We start from the raw sequence: 15,312 nt of genomic DNA, 5'->3' as shown, positions 1-15,312 counted from the left end.
TGATTGATCCCGGCCTGTCACCCGCCTGTCGTCGGTTCAAGCGAAATAGCCGTATCCCCTAAAGGGGCCCCTCGGCGATTTAGCTTGCGCCGCCGCCCTGCGCGCGACCGTTTGGTCTCAAGCAAGGGCGGCTCCGAAACCAGAGGTTCAGGCGAAGGTCTGGGCGAAAGTGGTCCGGTAGATCGTGCGCAGGTCCGACAGGGGCGCGGAGGTGTTGCCGAAGCTGATCTTGTCACCGCCAAAGGCGCCGACGGCGGTGACCGGTACGCCCGCTTCCTTGCCCGCGGCGATCAGGGTTTCCGCGGCTTCGGCGGTGCAGGCGACGAGGTAGCGGGCTTGGTCTTCGCCGAAGAGGGTGGCGGTGTCTTCGCTTTCGATCTCAACGCCGATGCCTGCGGTTTCGGCCAGCTCGAAGGCCGCGAGGGCGAGGCCGCCGTCGCCGAGGTCGGTGCAGGCGGAAATTTGGCTGGCTTGGGCGCGGATGAATTCGCCGTGGCGGCGTTCGGTGGCGAGGTCGACATGGGGGGCGTCGCCCTCGGCCCGGTCGAAGGCTTCGGCGAGCAGGGCGGATTGGCCGAGGTGGCTGCCAGTCGCGCCGATCAGCAGGGCCACATGGCCCTCACGCAATTGGTTGCTGATGACCTGATCGAGGCTGTCGATCAGGCCGACCGCGCCGATGGTGGGCGTGGGCAGGATGCCTTTGCCGTCGGTCTCGTTATAGAGCGAGACATTGCCGGACACGATGGGCATGTCGAGCGCGCCCACGGCCTCGCCGATGCCTTTGATAGCGCCGACGAATTGGCCCATGATCTCGGGCTTTTCGGGGTTGCCGAAGTTGAGGTTGTCGGTCGTCGCCAGCGGTTTGGCGCCCACGGCGCAGAGGTTGCGGTAAGCTTCGGCGACGGCCTGTTTACCGCCTTCGGTGGGGTTGGCCTTGACGTAGCGCGGGGTCACGTCGGAAGTGAAGGCCAGCGCCTTGTCGGTGCCATGCACCCGCACGATGCCTGCGCCGAGGCCGGGCAGGCGGACCGTATCGCCCATGACCATCGTGTCGTATTGTTCGTAAACCCAGTCTTTCGAGGCGTGGTTCACGGAGCCGATCAGGGCGCGCAGGCCTTTGATCGGGTCGATGCTGGGCGCATCGGTCAGCGCGGCGGCGGCGGGTGTTTCCACCCAAGGGCGGTCGTATTCGGGCGCGGTGGAGGCGAGTTTCGACAGCGGCAGGTCGGCTTTGACCTCACCATCGAGACAGATGAGGAAGCGGTCTTCGGGGAGGGTTTCGCCCACGATGGCGAAGTCGAGGTCCCATTTGTCGAAGACGGCTTTGGCCTCGGCCTCAAGCTCGGGGCGCAGCACCATGAGCATGCGCTCTTGGCTTTCGCTGAGCATCATTTCATAGGCGGTCATATGCGGCTCGCGCGTCGGGACCTTTTCGAGGTCGAGACGCACGCCGAGACCGCCTTTGTCGCCCATTTCCACCGCCGAGCAGGTGAGGCCCGCAGCGCCCATGTCTTGGATCGAGATCACGGCGCCGGTGGCCATCAGCTCGAGCGTCGCTTCCATCAGGCGCTTTTCGGTGAAGGGGTCGCCGACTTGAACGGTTGGGCGTTTCTCTTCGATAGTGTCGTCGAATTCGGCGCTGGCCATGGTCGCGCCGCCGACGCCGTCGCGGCCCGTCTTCGCACCGAGGTAGACCACGGGCATGCCCACGCCGGAGGCGGCGGAGTAGAAGATCTTGTCGGCATCGGCGAGGCCCGCCGCGAAGGCGTTGACGAGGCAGTTGCCGTCATAGGCTTTGTCGAAACGCACTTCGCCGCCAACGGTCGGCACGCCGAAACAGTTGCCATAGCCCCCGACGCCTTCGACGACGCCGTGGACAAGCTGGCGGGTTTTGGGGTGGTCGGGGCGGCCGAAGCTCAGCGCGTTCATCGCGGCGATGGGGCGCGCGCCCATGGTGAAGACATCGCGCAGGATGCCGCCGACGCCGGTCGCAGCACCTTGGTAGGGTTCGATGTAGGAGGGGTGGTTGTGGCTCTCCATCTTAAAGACCAGCGCTTGGCCATCGCCGATGTCGACCACGCCCGCATTCTCGCCCGGGCCGCAGATCACCTGCGGGCCGTCGGTGGGCAGGGTGCGGAGCCATTTCTTGGAGGATTTATAGGAGCAGTGTTCGTTCCACATGGCCGAGAAAATGCCCATCTCGGTGTAGTTCGGCTCGCGCCCGAGGATATTGACGACCTCGGCGTATTCCTCGGGGGTGAACCCGTGGCTGGCGATAAGGTCAGGCGTGATGGCTGGATCTTGCATGGAAATTCCCCGGCTGGCGCGTTTGCGCCCTCATACAAGGGGAAATGCCGGGGGGGAAGTGGCTTTGGCCGCCCGCGGGCTGAAAGAAGGCGATGGGCCAAAAAAAAGGCCGAGCTAAAAGCTCGGCCAAGTCCAACAGGGAGGTATGAAGCGACGCGCCCTCAGGCTGTCAATCTTCATGATGGTGAAATAGGAGGCAGGGCTGCTCAAATCAAGGCTAATTAACATGGCAAGTCATCATGGCCGATATGCGCCTATTGCATGGCTGGCGGTGGGGTGTGTTTTAGCCTTCGCCTTCCACCCGTTCGCGCCATTGCTTGCGGTAGGTGATGATCTCTTCCTGAACGAAATCCTTGAAGGCGGCGACGCGTTTGGATTGGCGCAGTTCTTCTGGATAGGCGAGGTAGACCGGCACTTCGGCGGATTCGATATCGGGCATGACCTGCACGATATGGGGGAAGTCTTGGATCAGGTAGTTGGGCAGCACGCCGAGGCCAAGGTGGTGCACCACGCCTTGGAGCACGCCGAAATAGTTGTTCACCGTCAGGAGCGAGCGCAGATCGTACATCATCAGCTCTTTGACAAGTTGCAGCCCCGCGCCGACCTGATCGCTGTCGGTGTTCTGACAGATCAACCGGTGATCGGTCATATCCTCCATACGCTCGGGCGTGCCGTGTTTTTCGAGGTATTCCGGGCTGGCGTAGAGGCCCATGCGCACGGACATCAGCCGTTTGCGGACCAGATCGGCCTGGCTTGGTTCCTTCATGCGGATCGCCACGTCGGCCTCGCGCATCGGCAGGTCGAGCACGCGTTCTTCGAGCATTAGATCGACTTTGAGGTCGGGGTATTGCTCGTAGAGTTTGGGCAGGCGCGGGGCGAGCCAAAGGGTGCCGAAGCCGGTCGTCGTCGTGACGCGCAGCTCGCCAAAAACCTCTTCTTCGCTGTCACGGATGCGCGCCGCGGCGGCGTCAAGGCGTTTGGCCATGGCCGAGGTCGCGTCGAACAAAAGCTCCCCCTGTTCGGTCAGGATCAGCCCGCGCGCATGTCGGTGGAAGAGGTTGGTGTTAAGCTGCTCTTCCAGCCCGCGAATCTGTCGGCTGACGGCGGATTGCGACAGGTTGAGCTTGTCCCCCGCATGGGTCAGCGACCCCGCATCGGCCACGGCGTGAAAAATTCTGAGTTTGTCCCAATCCATGGCCCGTACTTTCCTTGCCCAGCCTTTCTCCTACCTTAATAGCCGGGAGAAAACAGCACAAACCGTCGCCTGCGGGACTGCCGTTGCGGAATAACTGCTATACAGGTCAGCAACTGTGACCTATAATCCGGGCAATCATGCAAGACTGACGTGCTAGGGAGGGCCCGCCATGACAACGCAAAAGATTTCACTGAACGACCGTTTCGACCTTGAGAAAAGCCCGGTGCTGCTGAACGGCACGCAGGCGCTGGTCCGGCTGATGATGATGCAATCGGCACGGGATCGCGCCGCGGGGTTGAATACCGCGGGCTATGTCACCGGCTACCGGGGCAGCCCGCTGGGAGGCGTGGATCTGCAAATGCAGCGCGCACAGAAGTTCCTGACCGACTACAACGTGCGCTTCGAGCCGGGTCTGAACGAAGACCTCGCGGCGACCATGCTTTGGGGCAGTCAGCAGGCGGAACTGCGCGGGGAGGGGAAATACGACGGCGTCTTCGGCCTGTGGTACGGCAAGGGGCCGGGCGTCGACCGCACCGGCGACGTGATGCGCCACGCCAACATGGCGGGCACCTCGCCCCATGGTGGCGTGCTGATGGCCATGGGCGATGACCACACCGGCGAATCCTCCACCGTGCTGCACCAATCCGAATGGGCCATGGTGGATGCCTATATGCCCGTGGTCTCCCCGGCCGGTGTGCAGGAAATCCTCGACTACGGCATTTACGGCTGGGCACTGAGCCGGTTCTCGGGTCTCTGGGTCGGTCTCAAGACCATGAAGGACACCGTGGAAGCCACCAGCGTGGTTGACGGCGATCCGAACCGGATGAAGCTGGTGATCCCTGACTTCGACATGCCCGACGGCGGCCTCAGCATCCGGCTGAACGACACGCCGCATCTGCAGGAAGCGCGGATGATCGACTACAAGCGCTTCGCGGCCGAGGCGTTTTCCCATGCCAACAAGATGGACAAGCGCGTCTGGGGCAAGCGCGGCGCCAAGATCGGCTTTGCCGCGGCGGGTAAGAACTGGCTCGACCTCGTGCATGCGATGAGCCTTCTGAACATCGACGCGAACGAGGCCGAGCGCCTTGGCATCACCACCTACAAGATCGGCCAGACCTTCCCGCTCGACATGCAGGGTTTCCATGATTGGGCCGATGGGCTCGATCTGGTGGTTGTGGTCGAAGAGAAGCGCAAGCTGATCGAGGTGCAGATCAAGGAAGCGCTGTTCAACGACACCCACCGCCGCGTCTATGGCTGGCACAAGGGCGGCGCGGGCATGGAGCATGGCGAAGAGCTGTTCCCGACGCGCGGCGCGCTCGACCCCATTCTGATCGCCGAAAAGATCGGCGGCATCCTCTTGGAGGAGGGCCGCGAGACCGATGGCATCCGCGCAGGCCTTGAGGCGCTCAACGAAGCGCGGCGATCGGACAATGCCGAGGATATCGCGGCCCGCCTGCCGTATTACTGCGCGGGCTGCCCGCATAACTCCTCGACCAAAGTGCCCGACGGCTCTCGCGCCTATGCGGGCATCGGCTGTCACTACATGGTGCAGTGGATGGACCGCGAGACCACGGGCTTCACCCATATGGGCGGCGAGGGCGCGAACTGGATCGGCGAGGCGCCGTTCTCGAACACCGAGCATGTGTTCCAGAACCTCGGCGACGGCACCTACAACCACTCCGGCGTGCTGGCCATTCGTGCTGCCATCGCGACGGGGACGAACATTACTTACAAGATCCTCTATAACGACGCGGTTGCCATGACCGGGGGCCAGCACAACGAAGGCGACCTTGACGCCTACCGCATCGTCGAAGAGTTGAAGGCGATGGGCGTGAAGAACGTCGCGGTCGTCTACGACCAGAAGGAAGACGTGGACCTCACGCGCTTCAAGGGCGTGGAAATTCATGAGCGCGCCGAGATGCCGAACGTGCAAAAGGCCTACCGCGAGCACAAGGGCGTCAGCGCCATCGTCTACATTCAGACTTGCGCCGCCGAAAAGCGCCGCCGCCGCAAGCGCGGGCTGTTCCCGGACCCCGACAAGCGCGTCTTTATCAACGAGGACGTCTGCGAGGGCTGCGGCGATTGCGGCGTGCAGTCGAACTGCGTGGCCGTGGTGCCGAACGAGACCGAGTTGGGCCGCAAGCGCGCCATCGACCAGTCGCAATGCAACAAGGATTTCTCCTGCCTCGACGGCTTCTGCCCCTCTTTCGTGACGCTGGAAGGCGCCAAGATCCGCAAGGACCCGACTACCGATCTCAGCATTCCCGACCTGCCGATGCCCGACCTGCCCAAGATCGACGGCACCCATAACGTCGTCATCACCGGCGTGGGCGGTACCGGCGTCGTGACCATTGGCGCGCTGCTGGCGCAGGCGGCACAGCTTGACGGCAAGGGGGCTGGCATGATGGAGATGGCCGGCCTCGCCCAGAAGGGCGGTGCGGTGCATATCCACTGCCGTCTGGCCGAACGCCCCGAGGACATCAGCGCGATCCGGGTCGCCACCGGCGAGGCGCATGCGCTCATCGGCGGGGATCTGGTGGTCTCTGCTGGTCACAAGACGCTGGGACTGACGCGCGCCGGGCGCACCGGTGCCGTGGTGAACTCGCACCAGATCATCACCGGCGACTTCACCCGCGACACCGAGTTTCAGATGCCCTACGACCGGCTGAGCCTTGCCCTCGAGGCGCGGCTGAAGGATGACGTGGCGATGTTCGATGCCTCGGATCTCGCTAAGGCGACTTTGGGCGACTCGATCTTCTCCAACATGATGATCTTCGGTGCTGCGTGGCAGCGGGGGCTGCTACCGCTGACGTTCGAGAGCCTTATGCAGGCGATCGAGATGAACGGCGCGGCGGTGGAGCGCAACAAACGTGCCTTTGAGATCGGTCGTTGGGCGGTGCTCTACCCCGAGGATGCTAGAGCGGTGAGCCAGCCCGATAATGTGGTCGAACTGCCCAAATCGCTGGGGGAGAAGATCGCCTTCCGTGAGAACCACCTGACCGACTATCAGGGCAAAGGCTTGGCCAAACGCTATACCAAGATGCTTAATGGTATTGAGGATCGTGACGTCAAGGCGGCGGTGGCCTTGGGGTATCACAAGCTTCTGAGTTACAAGGACGAATATGAGGTCGCCCGGCTGCTGATCACCAGCCGGGACAAGGCGCGGGCGCAGTTCGATGGCGACTTCAACATGACCTTCCACATGGCGCCGCCGCTCTTGTCCAAGATGGGTCCCAACGGTCGTCCGCAGAAGCGTGAGTTCGGTCAGTGGCTCGAAGGGCCGCTGCGGGTCATGGCGAAGTTCAAAGGGCTGCGCGGCACGCCGCTCGATCCCTTCGGCTATACCGCCGAGCGCAAGATGGAGCGTGCGTTGATCAAGCAATACGAGGCCGATATGGCCGAGGTCCTGCCAAAGCTGACCGACCAGACCCGCGATGCCATCGTGGCGCTGGCCGAACTGCCGCTGCAAATCCGCGGTTTCGGGCCGGTCAAACAAGCCAATGAGGCCAAGGCCGCAAAACGGCGCGAGGAACTGCTGGCGGTGATCCGCGCGGGTGGCACCGCCACAGCGAAGGCGGCGGAGTAATATCGCTGTTACATCTCTGCTTTAGGGTCTGCACCAAGACGATCCTGAGGCCGAGATGTGACCTACGCCCGTGACATAAGCTATGCCCATTCCGCCCGAACCCGGGGCGGGAGGGCGCTCATCCGATTGATGGAAAACACCACCGGGCGCGTGTCCTTGCTGAAACGGGCCGAAGGCTACGAAGACGATCTGGCCGCGGGGCTGGGGTTCTTCGATGCGATGGTGCGCCGCTGTGGTCTGACGCTGGACGTGATGCGCGGCGCTTTGGCCGATATCCCGACGCGGGGGCCGGTCATTCTGATCGCCAATCACCCATACGGCATTCTGGACGGGCTGATGCTTGGCCATATCCTAAGCCAGACGCGCGGCGATTTTCGGATCATGGCCAATGCGGTTTTCAGCCAAGCGCCGGATCTGGCGCATCACCTTTTGCCCATCAGCTTTGCCGAAGATCGCGCCGCACTGGCGCTCAACCTCGCCACCCGCCGGACCGCGTTGAACTATCTGGCGCAGGGCGGGGCGATTGGTATCTTTCCCGGGGGCACCGTCAGCACCGCCGCACGGCCCTTTTCGGAGCCGATGGACCCCGGCTGGCGCAGCTTCACGGCGCGGATGATCGCCAAGTCTGACGCCACTGTGGTGCCGATCTACTTTGACGGTCACACCAGCCGCTTGTTCCAGATCGCCAGTCACCTGCATGCCAACCTGCGGATGGGGCTGCTGATCAAAGAGTTCCGCGCCCGTGTCGATACGCCCGTGCGCGTGGCCATCGGCGCGCCGATCCCGCGCGCCACGCTCGACCCGCTCGCAGGGGACGCAAAAGCGATGATGGATTTCCTGCGCAAAGCCACCTATGAGTTGTCACCAAAGCCGGGCCAGTATCAGGGCCTCGGTTACGAGTTTGAGGAACGGCATAGAGCCGACAGGTGACGACAGACCATGGCAGTTGGTATTTTCGATTCGGGGCTGGGCGGGCTGACCGTCTGGAACAAGGTGCAAGAACGGCTGCCGGAGGTTGATTTTGTCTACCTCGCCGACAGCGCCCATGCGCCCTATGGCGTGCGCAACGCCGATGACATTTATGAGCTGACCTGCGCCGCCGTGCAGCGGCTGTTCGATGCGGGCTGCGATCTGGTGATCCTTGCCTGCAACACCGCCTCTGCCGCCGCGCTGCGCCGGATGCAAGAGGGGTGGATCCCGCGCGACAAGCGGGTGCTGGGCGTCTTTGTGCCGCTGATTGAGGCGATGACGGAGCGGCAGTGGGGCGACAACTCTCCGCCGCGCGAGGTGGCCGTCAACCATGTGGCGCTCTTTGCCACGCCTGCCACGGTGGCAAGCCGCGCGTTTCAGCGTGAACTGTCTTTCCGCGCCATCGGTGTGGATGTTGAGGCGCAGGCCTGCGGCGGGGTGGTCGATGCCATCGAAGAGGGTGACATGATCCTTGCCGAAGCGCTGGTGCGCAGCCATGTCGACGCGCTGAAGCGCAAGATGCCCAACCCCGATGCGGCGATCCTCGGCTGCACCCATTACCCGCTGATGCAGGAGGCCTTTCAGGCGGCCTTGGGCGGGCAGGTCAAAGTCTTTAGTCAGGCCGAGTTGGTGGCGGATTCCCTGGCCGATTACCTTGAGCGGCATCCTGATATGACAGGCACGGGTGAGGCGGCCTTTCTCACCACCGGTGATCCCGCCCGGGTGAGCGACCGCGCGACGCAGTTCCTGCGACGACAGATCACATTCACCGCCGCCTGAACTCCAATTACATTTCGTTCCGAACAAGGGGACAGACCATGACCCAGAACATCGCCATTCTTGGCGCCTCCGGCTATACCGGGGCAGAACTTATCCGGCTGATCGCTGGCCATTCTTCTATGCAGATCAAAGCTTTGGGCGCGAATTCCAAGGCGGGCCAGACCATGGCCGAGGTCTTTCCGCATCTGCGCCATCTCGATCTGCCCACATTGGTCACGATTGATGAAATCGACTTTTCCCAGATTGACCTGTGCTTTTGCGCATTGCCGCATAAGACCAGCCAAGAGGTGATCGCGGCGCTGCCCAAAGACCTGAAGATCGTCGATCTCTCCGCCGACTTCCGCCTGCGCGACCCTGATGATTACGCCAAGTGGTACGGCAATGAACATGCCGCCCTTGAGCAGCAGAAAGAGGCGGTCTACGGCCTCACCGAATTCTACCGCGATGAGATTGCCGCCGCGCGGCTGGTGGCGGGGACGGGCTGCAATGCGGCCACGGGTCAGTTTGCCCTGCGCCCGCTGATCGCGGCGGGGGTGATCGACTTGGACGATATCATTCTTGACCTGAAATGCGCCGTTTCCGGTGCGGGACGGTCGCTCAAGGAAAACCTGCTGCATGCGGAGTTGAGCGAGGGCTATCACGGCTATGCGCTTGGTAGCACGCATCGGCATCTGGGGGAGTTCGATCAGGAATTCTCGGCCCTTGCAGGACGGCCCGTGCAGGTCCAGTTCACCCCGCATCTGGTGCCTGCGAACCGCGGCATTCTGGCGACCTGCTATGTCAAAGGTGATGCGCAGGTGATCTATGAGACAATGCAAAAAGCCTATGCCTATGAACCCTTTATCGAAGTGCTGCCCTTCGGCGAGGCGCCCAGCACGCGGCATGTGCGCGGCTCGAACTTCTGTCATATCGGCGTGGTGGCCGACCGTCAGACCGGGCGGGCAACGGTGGTTGCAGCGCTGGATAATCTGACCAAAGGCTCCAGCGGGCAAGCCTTGCAAAACGCGAACCTGATGCTGGGACTGCCTGAAACCGAGGGGCTGATGATGGCCCCGCTCTTCCCATGAAGAGCCTCAAGAAACAGCGCCGGATTCAGATCATCGCCGTGGCGGCGGTGGCCTTGGTCCTGTCGACCGCACTGATCGGCTATGCGCTGCGTGACGGGATCAACTATTTCCGCGCTCCGAGCCAAGTCATCGCCGAGCCGCCCGGCCCGGCAGAGGTGTTCCGCATCGGCGGGCTGGTCGAGGAAGGGTCGCTCAAGCGCGGGCAGGGGGAGCAGATAAGCTTTGCCGTGACCGATGGCGGGGCCTCTGTCCCGGTGGTTTTCACCGGCGTTTTGCCGGATCTCTTTGAAGAGAACCAAGGCATGGTCGGCACCGGCAGCTATGTCGGCGGCGTGTTTGAAGCCACTGAAATCCTTGCAAAGCATGATGAGACCTACATGCCTAAGGAAGTGACGGATGCGCTGAAAGAGCAGGGTGTTTATCGCGAATCTGAGGGCTAACCGCTGCGCAACGCGCGGGGGCGTGAGCATCGGTTAACCAATCCGGCGGAGCCTGTTTGCATGCAAAACAGGAGAGCCCGAGATGCAGTCCGTGCGTGAGATCGCCAGCGCCATCGTCGCCCGCGAGGGCGGCTTTGTGAATGACCCCGACGACCCCGGCGGGGCGACGAAATACGGGGTCACGATCCACACCATGCGCCGCTTGGGGCTGGACCTGACCGGCGATGGGGCGGTCGATGTGGCGGATGTGCGCCGCATTGGCCGCGCGCAGGCAGTCGATATTTTTGTCCGGCATTACTTCAACGCGCCGCGCATCGCCGAACTGCCCGCGCCATTGCAGCCGAGCGTTTTCGACATGTATGTCAACGCTGGCAGCAACGCGGTTAAAATCCTGCAAAACCTGCTGCGCGAGATGGGGCAGGACATCACCGTTGACGGGGCGATCGGCCCGCAGACAATCCGCGCCGCCCATGCCGCCTGGCAGGCCGCCCCGGATCATCTGGTGGATGCTTACGGCATCGCGCGGCGCAACTACTACTTCCGCCTTGCCGACCGCCGCCCCGCGAGCCGCAAATACGCGCGCAGCCGGGCAGGCGGCAAGGGCGGTTGGATCCGGCGCGCGGAGGAGTTCATCGCCCCGCGCTATCACATGAGCGAGGCCGATTTCGCACTGAGGGTGGCACAATGGGGCTGATTGAACGTATCTTCACGACAATCTTCGGCGGTGAGCGGAACGTCATCCGCGACACGGTCGAAGTGTTCCGCGAGAATGCCGAGGCCGGGGCGCAGCGCGCCCATGCGGTGCAGGGCCAAGCCATGGCGCAATATGGGGCCGAGTTCGCCCAAGCGCGGCAGGGTGGCTTTGACCGCTTCATGGATGGGGTTAACCGGCTGCCGCGCCCGATGCTGGCGCTCGGCACGCTCGGCCTGTTCGTCACCGCCATGGTCAATCCGCTGTGGTTCGCCGAACGGATGCAGGGCATCGCCTTGGTGCCCGAGCCGCTTTGGTGGTTGTTGGGGGTGATCGTCTCTTTCTATTTCGGCGCGCGGCAGCAGGTGAAATCGCAGGAGTTTCAGCGTGCCATCGTCGGCACCATCGCGCGGGTGCCGCAGGTGGTCGAGAATATCGAGACTTTGCGCGAGATGCGCGCCGACAGCCCTCAGGTGGCCGACACCGGTGCCGACAGCCGTCTGGCCCTCGCTGCGGTTGCGCCGTCGGAGAATGCGGCCCTTGATGCTTGGCGTCGCAGCCGCGCCTGACTGCGACCGATTGACCGTTTCTCCCGTTTGATTTGCCATGGCTTAGGGGGCGTCGGCCCCCTATAGTCCGGCCCATGATTACAGAGCTTGGACATTTCGCGCTTGTGCTCGCCTTTGGCGTTGCGCTTGTACAGATGGTGGTGCCGATGTGGGGCGCTTGGCGGGGCCGCGCGGGCTGGATGGCGGTGGCCGAACCGGCGGCGGCGGCGCAATTTATCCTGATCGCCCTGTCCTTTGGCGCGCTGATGTGGGCCTTCGTCACCTCGGATTTCAGCCTGCAACTGGTGGTGGCCAACAGCCATTCCGCCAAGCCGATGCTCTATAAAATCAGCGGCACATGGGGCAATCACGAAGGGTCGATGCTGCTATGGGTGTTGATCGTGGCGCTTTTCGGGGCGATGGCCGCGTGGTTTGGGGGCAACCTGCCGCCGCGCCTGCGCGCGCGGGTGCTCTCGGTGCAGGCGGCGATTGGGGTGGCCTTTCTGGCGTTCATCCTTTTCACCTCGAACCCCTTTCTGCGCATGGGCACGCCGCCCTTTGATGGCCAAGACCTGAACCCGCTCTTGCAAGACCCCGGTTTGGCCTTCCACCCGCCGTTTCTCTATCTCGGCTATGTCGGCCTCAGCATGGCCTTCAGCTTTGCCGTGGCGGCGCTGATTGAGGGGCGCGTGGATGCGGCTTGGGGCCGGTGGGTGCGGCCTTGGACGCTGGCGGCTTGGGTGTTTCTGACCATCGGCATCGCGCTTGGGTCTTGGTGGGCCTATTACGAGCTTGGCTGGGGCGGTTTCTGGTTCTGGGATCCGGTTGAGAATGCGAGCTTCATGCCCTGGCTTTTGGCAGCGGCACTGCTGCATTCCGCCATTGTGGTCGAGAAACGCGAGAGCCTGAAAAGCTGGACCATCCTGCTGGCCATCCTCGCCTTCGGCTTTTCGCTGATCGGGACTTTCATCGTGCGCTCTGGCCTGCTGACTTCTGTCCATGCCTTCGCCAATGACCCCGAGCGCGGGGTCTTTATTCTGGCCATTCTGGGGGTCTTTACCGGCGGTGCGCTGGTGCTCTATTCGCTGCGCGCTTCGGCGCTGGAGGCGAAAGGCGTCTTTGGCCTGCTGAGCCGGGAGACGGCCCTCGTGGTGAACAACCTGCTGCTCGCAGTGGCCTGTTTCGTGGTCTTCGTGGGCACCATGTGGCCGCTGGTGGCTGAGATGTTCCTCGGCCGGAAACTCAGCGTCGGGCCGCCGTTCTTCAACGCCGCGTTTACCCCTTTCATGGTAGCGCTCGGGCTGATCCTGCCGATTGGCAGCGCAATGCCATGGAAACGGGCCAAGATCATGCGCGCGCTCTACCCGTTGCGCTATGCCTTCCTGCTGGCGCTGGCGCTTGGGGGGCTGGCCTTTGCCATGCAGACCGGGCGCGGCCTGCTGGGGCCTGTGGGCCTGTTCCTTGGGGCGTGGCTGGTGATGGGCACCGTGGTGGATGTGATGCAGCGCCTTGGGCGCGGTCCGGGCAAGCTGCGCCGTCTGCGCCGCCTGCCGCGTGCAGATTGGGGCAAGGCCACCGCGCATGGCGGGCTGGGCGTCACCATGGCCGGGATCGCGGGGCTGATGGCTTGGGCCGTGGATGACATCCGCGTGGCCCGGATCGACGCGCCTTTTGACGTGGGCAGCTACACGCTGACCCTGCGGGATGTGAGCGAGGTTCGGGGGCCGAACTACCTCAGCACCATGGCCGAGATTACGCTGGCGCAGGACGGCACGGTGATCTCGACCCTGCGGCCTGAAAAACGGTTCTACCCCGTGGCGCAGATGCCCACGACCGAGGCGGCGATCGACTATAACCTCGCGCGCGACGTCTATGTGGTGATCGGCGATGCGCAGGACGGGGGCGGTTGGGCGGTGCGGACCTATATCAAGCCGATGACCAACTGGATTTGGATCGGCTGTGCGCTCATGGCGCTTGGCGGGGTGCTGAGCCTCAGCGACCGGCGCTTCCGGGTCGCGGCGGGTGCGCGCAAGCAACCGGCGGGGGTGCCTGCGGAATGAAACGGCTGCTGTTGGTCCTGACCCTGCTCGCCAGCCCCCTCTGGGCAGTGCAGCCTGACGAGGTGCTCGACGATCCCGCGTTGGAGGCCCGCGCGCGGGAGTTGAGCCAAGGTCTGCGCTGCCTCGTTTGCCGGAACGAAAGCATTGATGAGAGCAACGCGAGCCTTGCCCGTGACCTGCGCATCTTGCTGCGCGAGCGGCTGGTGGCGGGCGACAGCGATGAGGAGGCGGTGGATTTCATCGTCGACCGATACGGTGAATATGTCCTGCTGAACCCGCAGGCGACGGGGGCCAATTGGTTGCTTTGGGGGGCGGGGCCGCTGATGCTCTTGTTGGCCGGGGGGCTGGGCGTGATCTATCTGCGCGGTCGCGCCCGCAGCAAAACCCCAGGCGAAGCGCCCCTCTCGGCAGAGGAAGAAGCCCGCCTGCGCGATATTCTCGACCGCTGACGCCCCGTTGCACTGGCAGCGGCACATTGCTTTGATATGCTGCGGCCAAGCAATCGAGGATAGCAAGATGGACTATGAAACGATCACCTATGCGCTGACCGATGATGTCGCGCTGATCACGCTGAACCGCGCCGATAAGATGAACGCGCTCACCACGCAGATGCGGGCAGAGCTGACCCATGCGGTGACCGAAGGCGGGCGCGCGGCGCGGGTCGTGGTCCTGACGGGGGCGGGGCGTGCCTTTTGCTCGGGCCAAGACTTGGCCGACCGGGCGGGCGGCGTGGCCGATCTGGAGAAAACGCTGCGCGAAGAATATGCGCCGCTGCTGCGTGCCATCATCAACTGCCCGGTGCCGACCATCGCCGCCGTGAACGGCCCGGCGGCAGGGGCAGGGGCGAATATCGCGCTGGCCGCCGATGTCGTCTTTGCGAGCGAGAGCGCCTATTTCATGCAGGCTTTCACCCGCATTGGCCTGATCCCCGACGCGGGCGGCACCTATGCGTTGCCGCGGCAGATGGGCATGGCCAAGGCAATGGGGGCGGCCCTCTTTGCCGATAAGATCACCGCCCGTCAGGCCGATGATTGGGGGATGATCTGGCAGGCCGTGCCGGATGCGGAGTTCGATGCCCATTGGCGCGCCAAGGCCGCGCAATTGGCCGCTGGTCCGACCGCTGCCTATGCCGAGGCCAAGAAGGCGATCCGCGCGTCATGGGACAATGGGCTTGAGGATCAACTCTCGCTGGAGGCCCAAGCGCAGGGCCGCTGCGGCAAGTCTCAGGACTTCACCGAGGGGGTGACGGCCTTTACCCAAAAGCGCAGCCCCAAGTTTCAGGGGCGCTGAGCGTTAGCAGCTCCGCTCGACCAGCAGCACATCGCTGGCCGAAGGCGCCGGGCCATTGGCCCGCGCCACAACCGCCACAGCGACGCCATCCGCGAAAACCGTGTGAACCGAGTTCGAAACCTGCGCGATGGTGATGCGCGGCGGGGTCTGGCCCTTGTCATAGACCACGGCGATCTGGTCGCAGTCATGCAGCGTATCGGGGACGAGCGCACCCTGAGGGCCGAGGACATCGTCGGCCTTCGCAGGCGTCAGACCGGTGGCGCAGTCCCAGCGAAGTCCTTTGGTCCGGTCCGTTGCGGTCATCCTGCATCCTCTCGTCGCGGCCCGGCTATACTGCTGGGCGTCTACAATGGGGTGGCCGCCGGCCGGACTGCGAAAG

The 15,312-nt window shown here is 63.7% G+C and carries 13 protein-coding genes; 10 read left to right on the top strand and 3 right to left on the bottom strand.

The window, feature by feature from the left end; genetic code table 11:
* Positions 1-147 precede the first annotated feature (147 nt).
* On the bottom strand, positions 148-2,307 hold the full coding sequence (purL, locus tag ACGYLQ_RS06550; RefSeq protein ID WP_394441324.1) for a phosphoribosylformylglycinamidine synthase subunit PurL: 2,160 nt from the start codon (positions 2,305-2,307) through the stop codon (positions 148-150).
* A gap of 283 nt (positions 2,308-2,590) precedes the next feature.
* A complete protein-coding gene (locus ACGYLQ_RS06545; RefSeq protein ID WP_209217657.1) occupies positions 2,591-3,502 on the bottom strand; it encodes a LysR family transcriptional regulator in 912 nt (303 codons plus the stop codon).
* Positions 3,503-3,671: 169 nt separating this feature from the next.
* On the opposite strand from ACGYLQ_RS06545, the gene ACGYLQ_RS06540 reads away from it, so the two are divergent.
* The 10 genes from ACGYLQ_RS06540 (at position 3,672) to ACGYLQ_RS06495 (ending at position 14,933) form a co-directional block, all read left to right on the top strand.
* The gene (locus ACGYLQ_RS06540; protein ID WP_394441321.1) at positions 3,672-7,088 is read left to right on the top strand and encodes an indolepyruvate ferredoxin oxidoreductase family protein; all 3,417 of its coding nucleotides are present in this window, start codon (positions 3,672-3,674) and stop codon (positions 7,086-7,088) included.
* A 57-nt stretch (positions 7,089-7,145) separates the two neighbouring features.
* Complete coding sequence (locus ACGYLQ_RS06535; protein WP_394441319.1) at positions 7,146-8,018, top strand: lysophospholipid acyltransferase family protein; 873 nt, start codon at positions 7,146-7,148, stop codon at positions 8,016-8,018.
* Between the two features lie 9 nt (positions 8,019-8,027).
* Positions 8,028-8,837, top strand: coding sequence for a glutamate racemase (locus tag ACGYLQ_RS06530; RefSeq protein ID WP_271691460.1), 810 nt, complete (start codon positions 8,028-8,030; stop codon positions 8,835-8,837).
* 38 nt (positions 8,838-8,875) lie between these two features.
* Positions 8,876-9,904, top strand: a complete 1,029-nt coding sequence (gene argC, locus ACGYLQ_RS06525; RefSeq protein WP_394441316.1) for an N-acetyl-gamma-glutamyl-phosphate reductase — start codon at positions 8,876-8,878, stop codon at positions 9,902-9,904.
* On the top strand, positions 9,901-10,344 hold the full coding sequence (gene ccmE / locus ACGYLQ_RS06520) for a cytochrome c maturation protein CcmE (protein ID WP_394441314.1): 444 nt from the start codon (positions 9,901-9,903) through the stop codon (positions 10,342-10,344). Before argC ends, ccmE begins: the two co-directional genes overlap by 4 nt.
* 82 nt (positions 10,345-10,426) lie before the next feature.
* A complete protein-coding gene (locus ACGYLQ_RS06515) occupies positions 10,427-11,038 on the top strand; it encodes a holin-associated N-acetylmuramidase (RefSeq protein WP_394441311.1) in 612 nt (203 codons plus the stop codon).
* Entirely contained in the window at positions 11,029-11,604 is a 576-nt protein-coding gene (locus ACGYLQ_RS06510) for a holin family protein (protein ID WP_394441308.1), read from the top strand. The genes ACGYLQ_RS06515 and ACGYLQ_RS06510 overlap by 10 nt, the downstream gene beginning before the upstream one ends.
* 74 nt (positions 11,605-11,678) lie before the next feature.
* Positions 11,679-13,643, top strand: a complete 1,965-nt coding sequence (locus ACGYLQ_RS06505) for a heme lyase CcmF/NrfE family subunit (protein WP_394441306.1) — start codon at positions 11,679-11,681, stop codon at positions 13,641-13,643.
* Positions 13,640-14,092 carry a cytochrome c-type biogenesis protein CcmH gene (locus tag ACGYLQ_RS06500; protein ID WP_394441303.1) on the top strand — a complete coding sequence of 151 codons (453 nt, stop codon included), beginning with the start codon at positions 13,640-13,642 and terminating at the stop codon, positions 14,090-14,092. Before ACGYLQ_RS06505 ends, ACGYLQ_RS06500 begins: the two co-directional genes overlap by 4 nt.
* Before the next feature lie 67 nt (positions 14,093-14,159).
* Entirely contained in the window at positions 14,160-14,933 is a 774-nt protein-coding gene (locus ACGYLQ_RS06495; RefSeq protein ID WP_394441300.1) for an enoyl-CoA hydratase-related protein, read from the top strand.
* A 3-nt stretch (positions 14,934-14,936) separates the two neighbouring features.
* Here ACGYLQ_RS06495 and ACGYLQ_RS06490 read toward each other — a convergent pair whose 3' ends face one another.
* The gene (locus ACGYLQ_RS06490) at positions 14,937-15,236 is read right to left on the bottom strand and encodes a hypothetical protein (protein ID WP_394441298.1); all 300 of its coding nucleotides are present in this window, start codon (positions 15,234-15,236) and stop codon (positions 14,937-14,939) included.
* Between the last annotated feature and the right edge of the window lie 76 nt (positions 15,237-15,312).

Origin of the sequence: Sulfitobacter sp. 1A12779 (assembly GCF_043557315.1) — a bacterium.
Taxonomy (GTDB): domain Bacteria; phylum Pseudomonadota; class Alphaproteobacteria; order Rhodobacterales; family Rhodobacteraceae; genus Sulfitobacter; species Sulfitobacter faviae.
The sequence above is the reverse complement of the archived record's forward strand: the minus strand, read 5'-3'. Positions and strand labels throughout refer to the sequence as shown.

What these genes read in the sequence shown, in the direction of transcription:
- ACGYLQ_RS06530 (WP_271691460.1), top strand. Translation starts at nt 8,028, where the DNA reads ATGGCAGTTGGTATTTTCGATTCGGGGCTGGGCGGGCTGACCGTCTGG.
- ACGYLQ_RS06510 (WP_394441308.1), top strand. Translation starts at nt 11,029, where the DNA reads ATGGGGCTGATTGAACGTATCTTCACGACAATCTTCGGCGGTGAGCGG.
- argC (WP_394441316.1), top strand. Translation starts at nt 8,876, where the DNA reads ATGACCCAGAACATCGCCATTCTTGGCGCCTCCGGCTATACCGGGGCA.
- purL (WP_394441324.1), bottom strand. Translation starts at nt 2,307, where the DNA reads ATGCAAGATCCAGCCATCACGCCTGACCTTATCGCCAGCCACGGGTTC.
- ACGYLQ_RS06545 (WP_209217657.1), bottom strand. Translation starts at nt 3,502, where the DNA reads ATGGATTGGGACAAACTCAGAATTTTTCACGCCGTGGCCGATGCGGGG.
- ACGYLQ_RS06540 (WP_394441321.1), top strand. Translation starts at nt 3,672, where the DNA reads ATGACAACGCAAAAGATTTCACTGAACGACCGTTTCGACCTTGAGAAA.
- ACGYLQ_RS06515 (WP_394441311.1), top strand. Translation starts at nt 10,427, where the DNA reads ATGCAGTCCGTGCGTGAGATCGCCAGCGCCATCGTCGCCCGCGAGGGC.
- ACGYLQ_RS06495 (WP_394441300.1), top strand. Translation starts at nt 14,160, where the DNA reads ATGGACTATGAAACGATCACCTATGCGCTGACCGATGATGTCGCGCTG.
- ccmE (WP_394441314.1), top strand. Translation starts at nt 9,901, where the DNA reads ATGAAGAGCCTCAAGAAACAGCGCCGGATTCAGATCATCGCCGTGGCG.
- ACGYLQ_RS06505 (WP_394441306.1), top strand. Translation starts at nt 11,679, where the DNA reads ATGATTACAGAGCTTGGACATTTCGCGCTTGTGCTCGCCTTTGGCGTT.
- ACGYLQ_RS06500 (WP_394441303.1), top strand. Translation starts at nt 13,640, where the DNA reads ATGAAACGGCTGCTGTTGGTCCTGACCCTGCTCGCCAGCCCCCTCTGG.
- ACGYLQ_RS06490 (WP_394441298.1), bottom strand. Translation starts at nt 15,236, where the DNA reads ATGACCGCAACGGACCGGACCAAAGGACTTCGCTGGGACTGCGCCACC.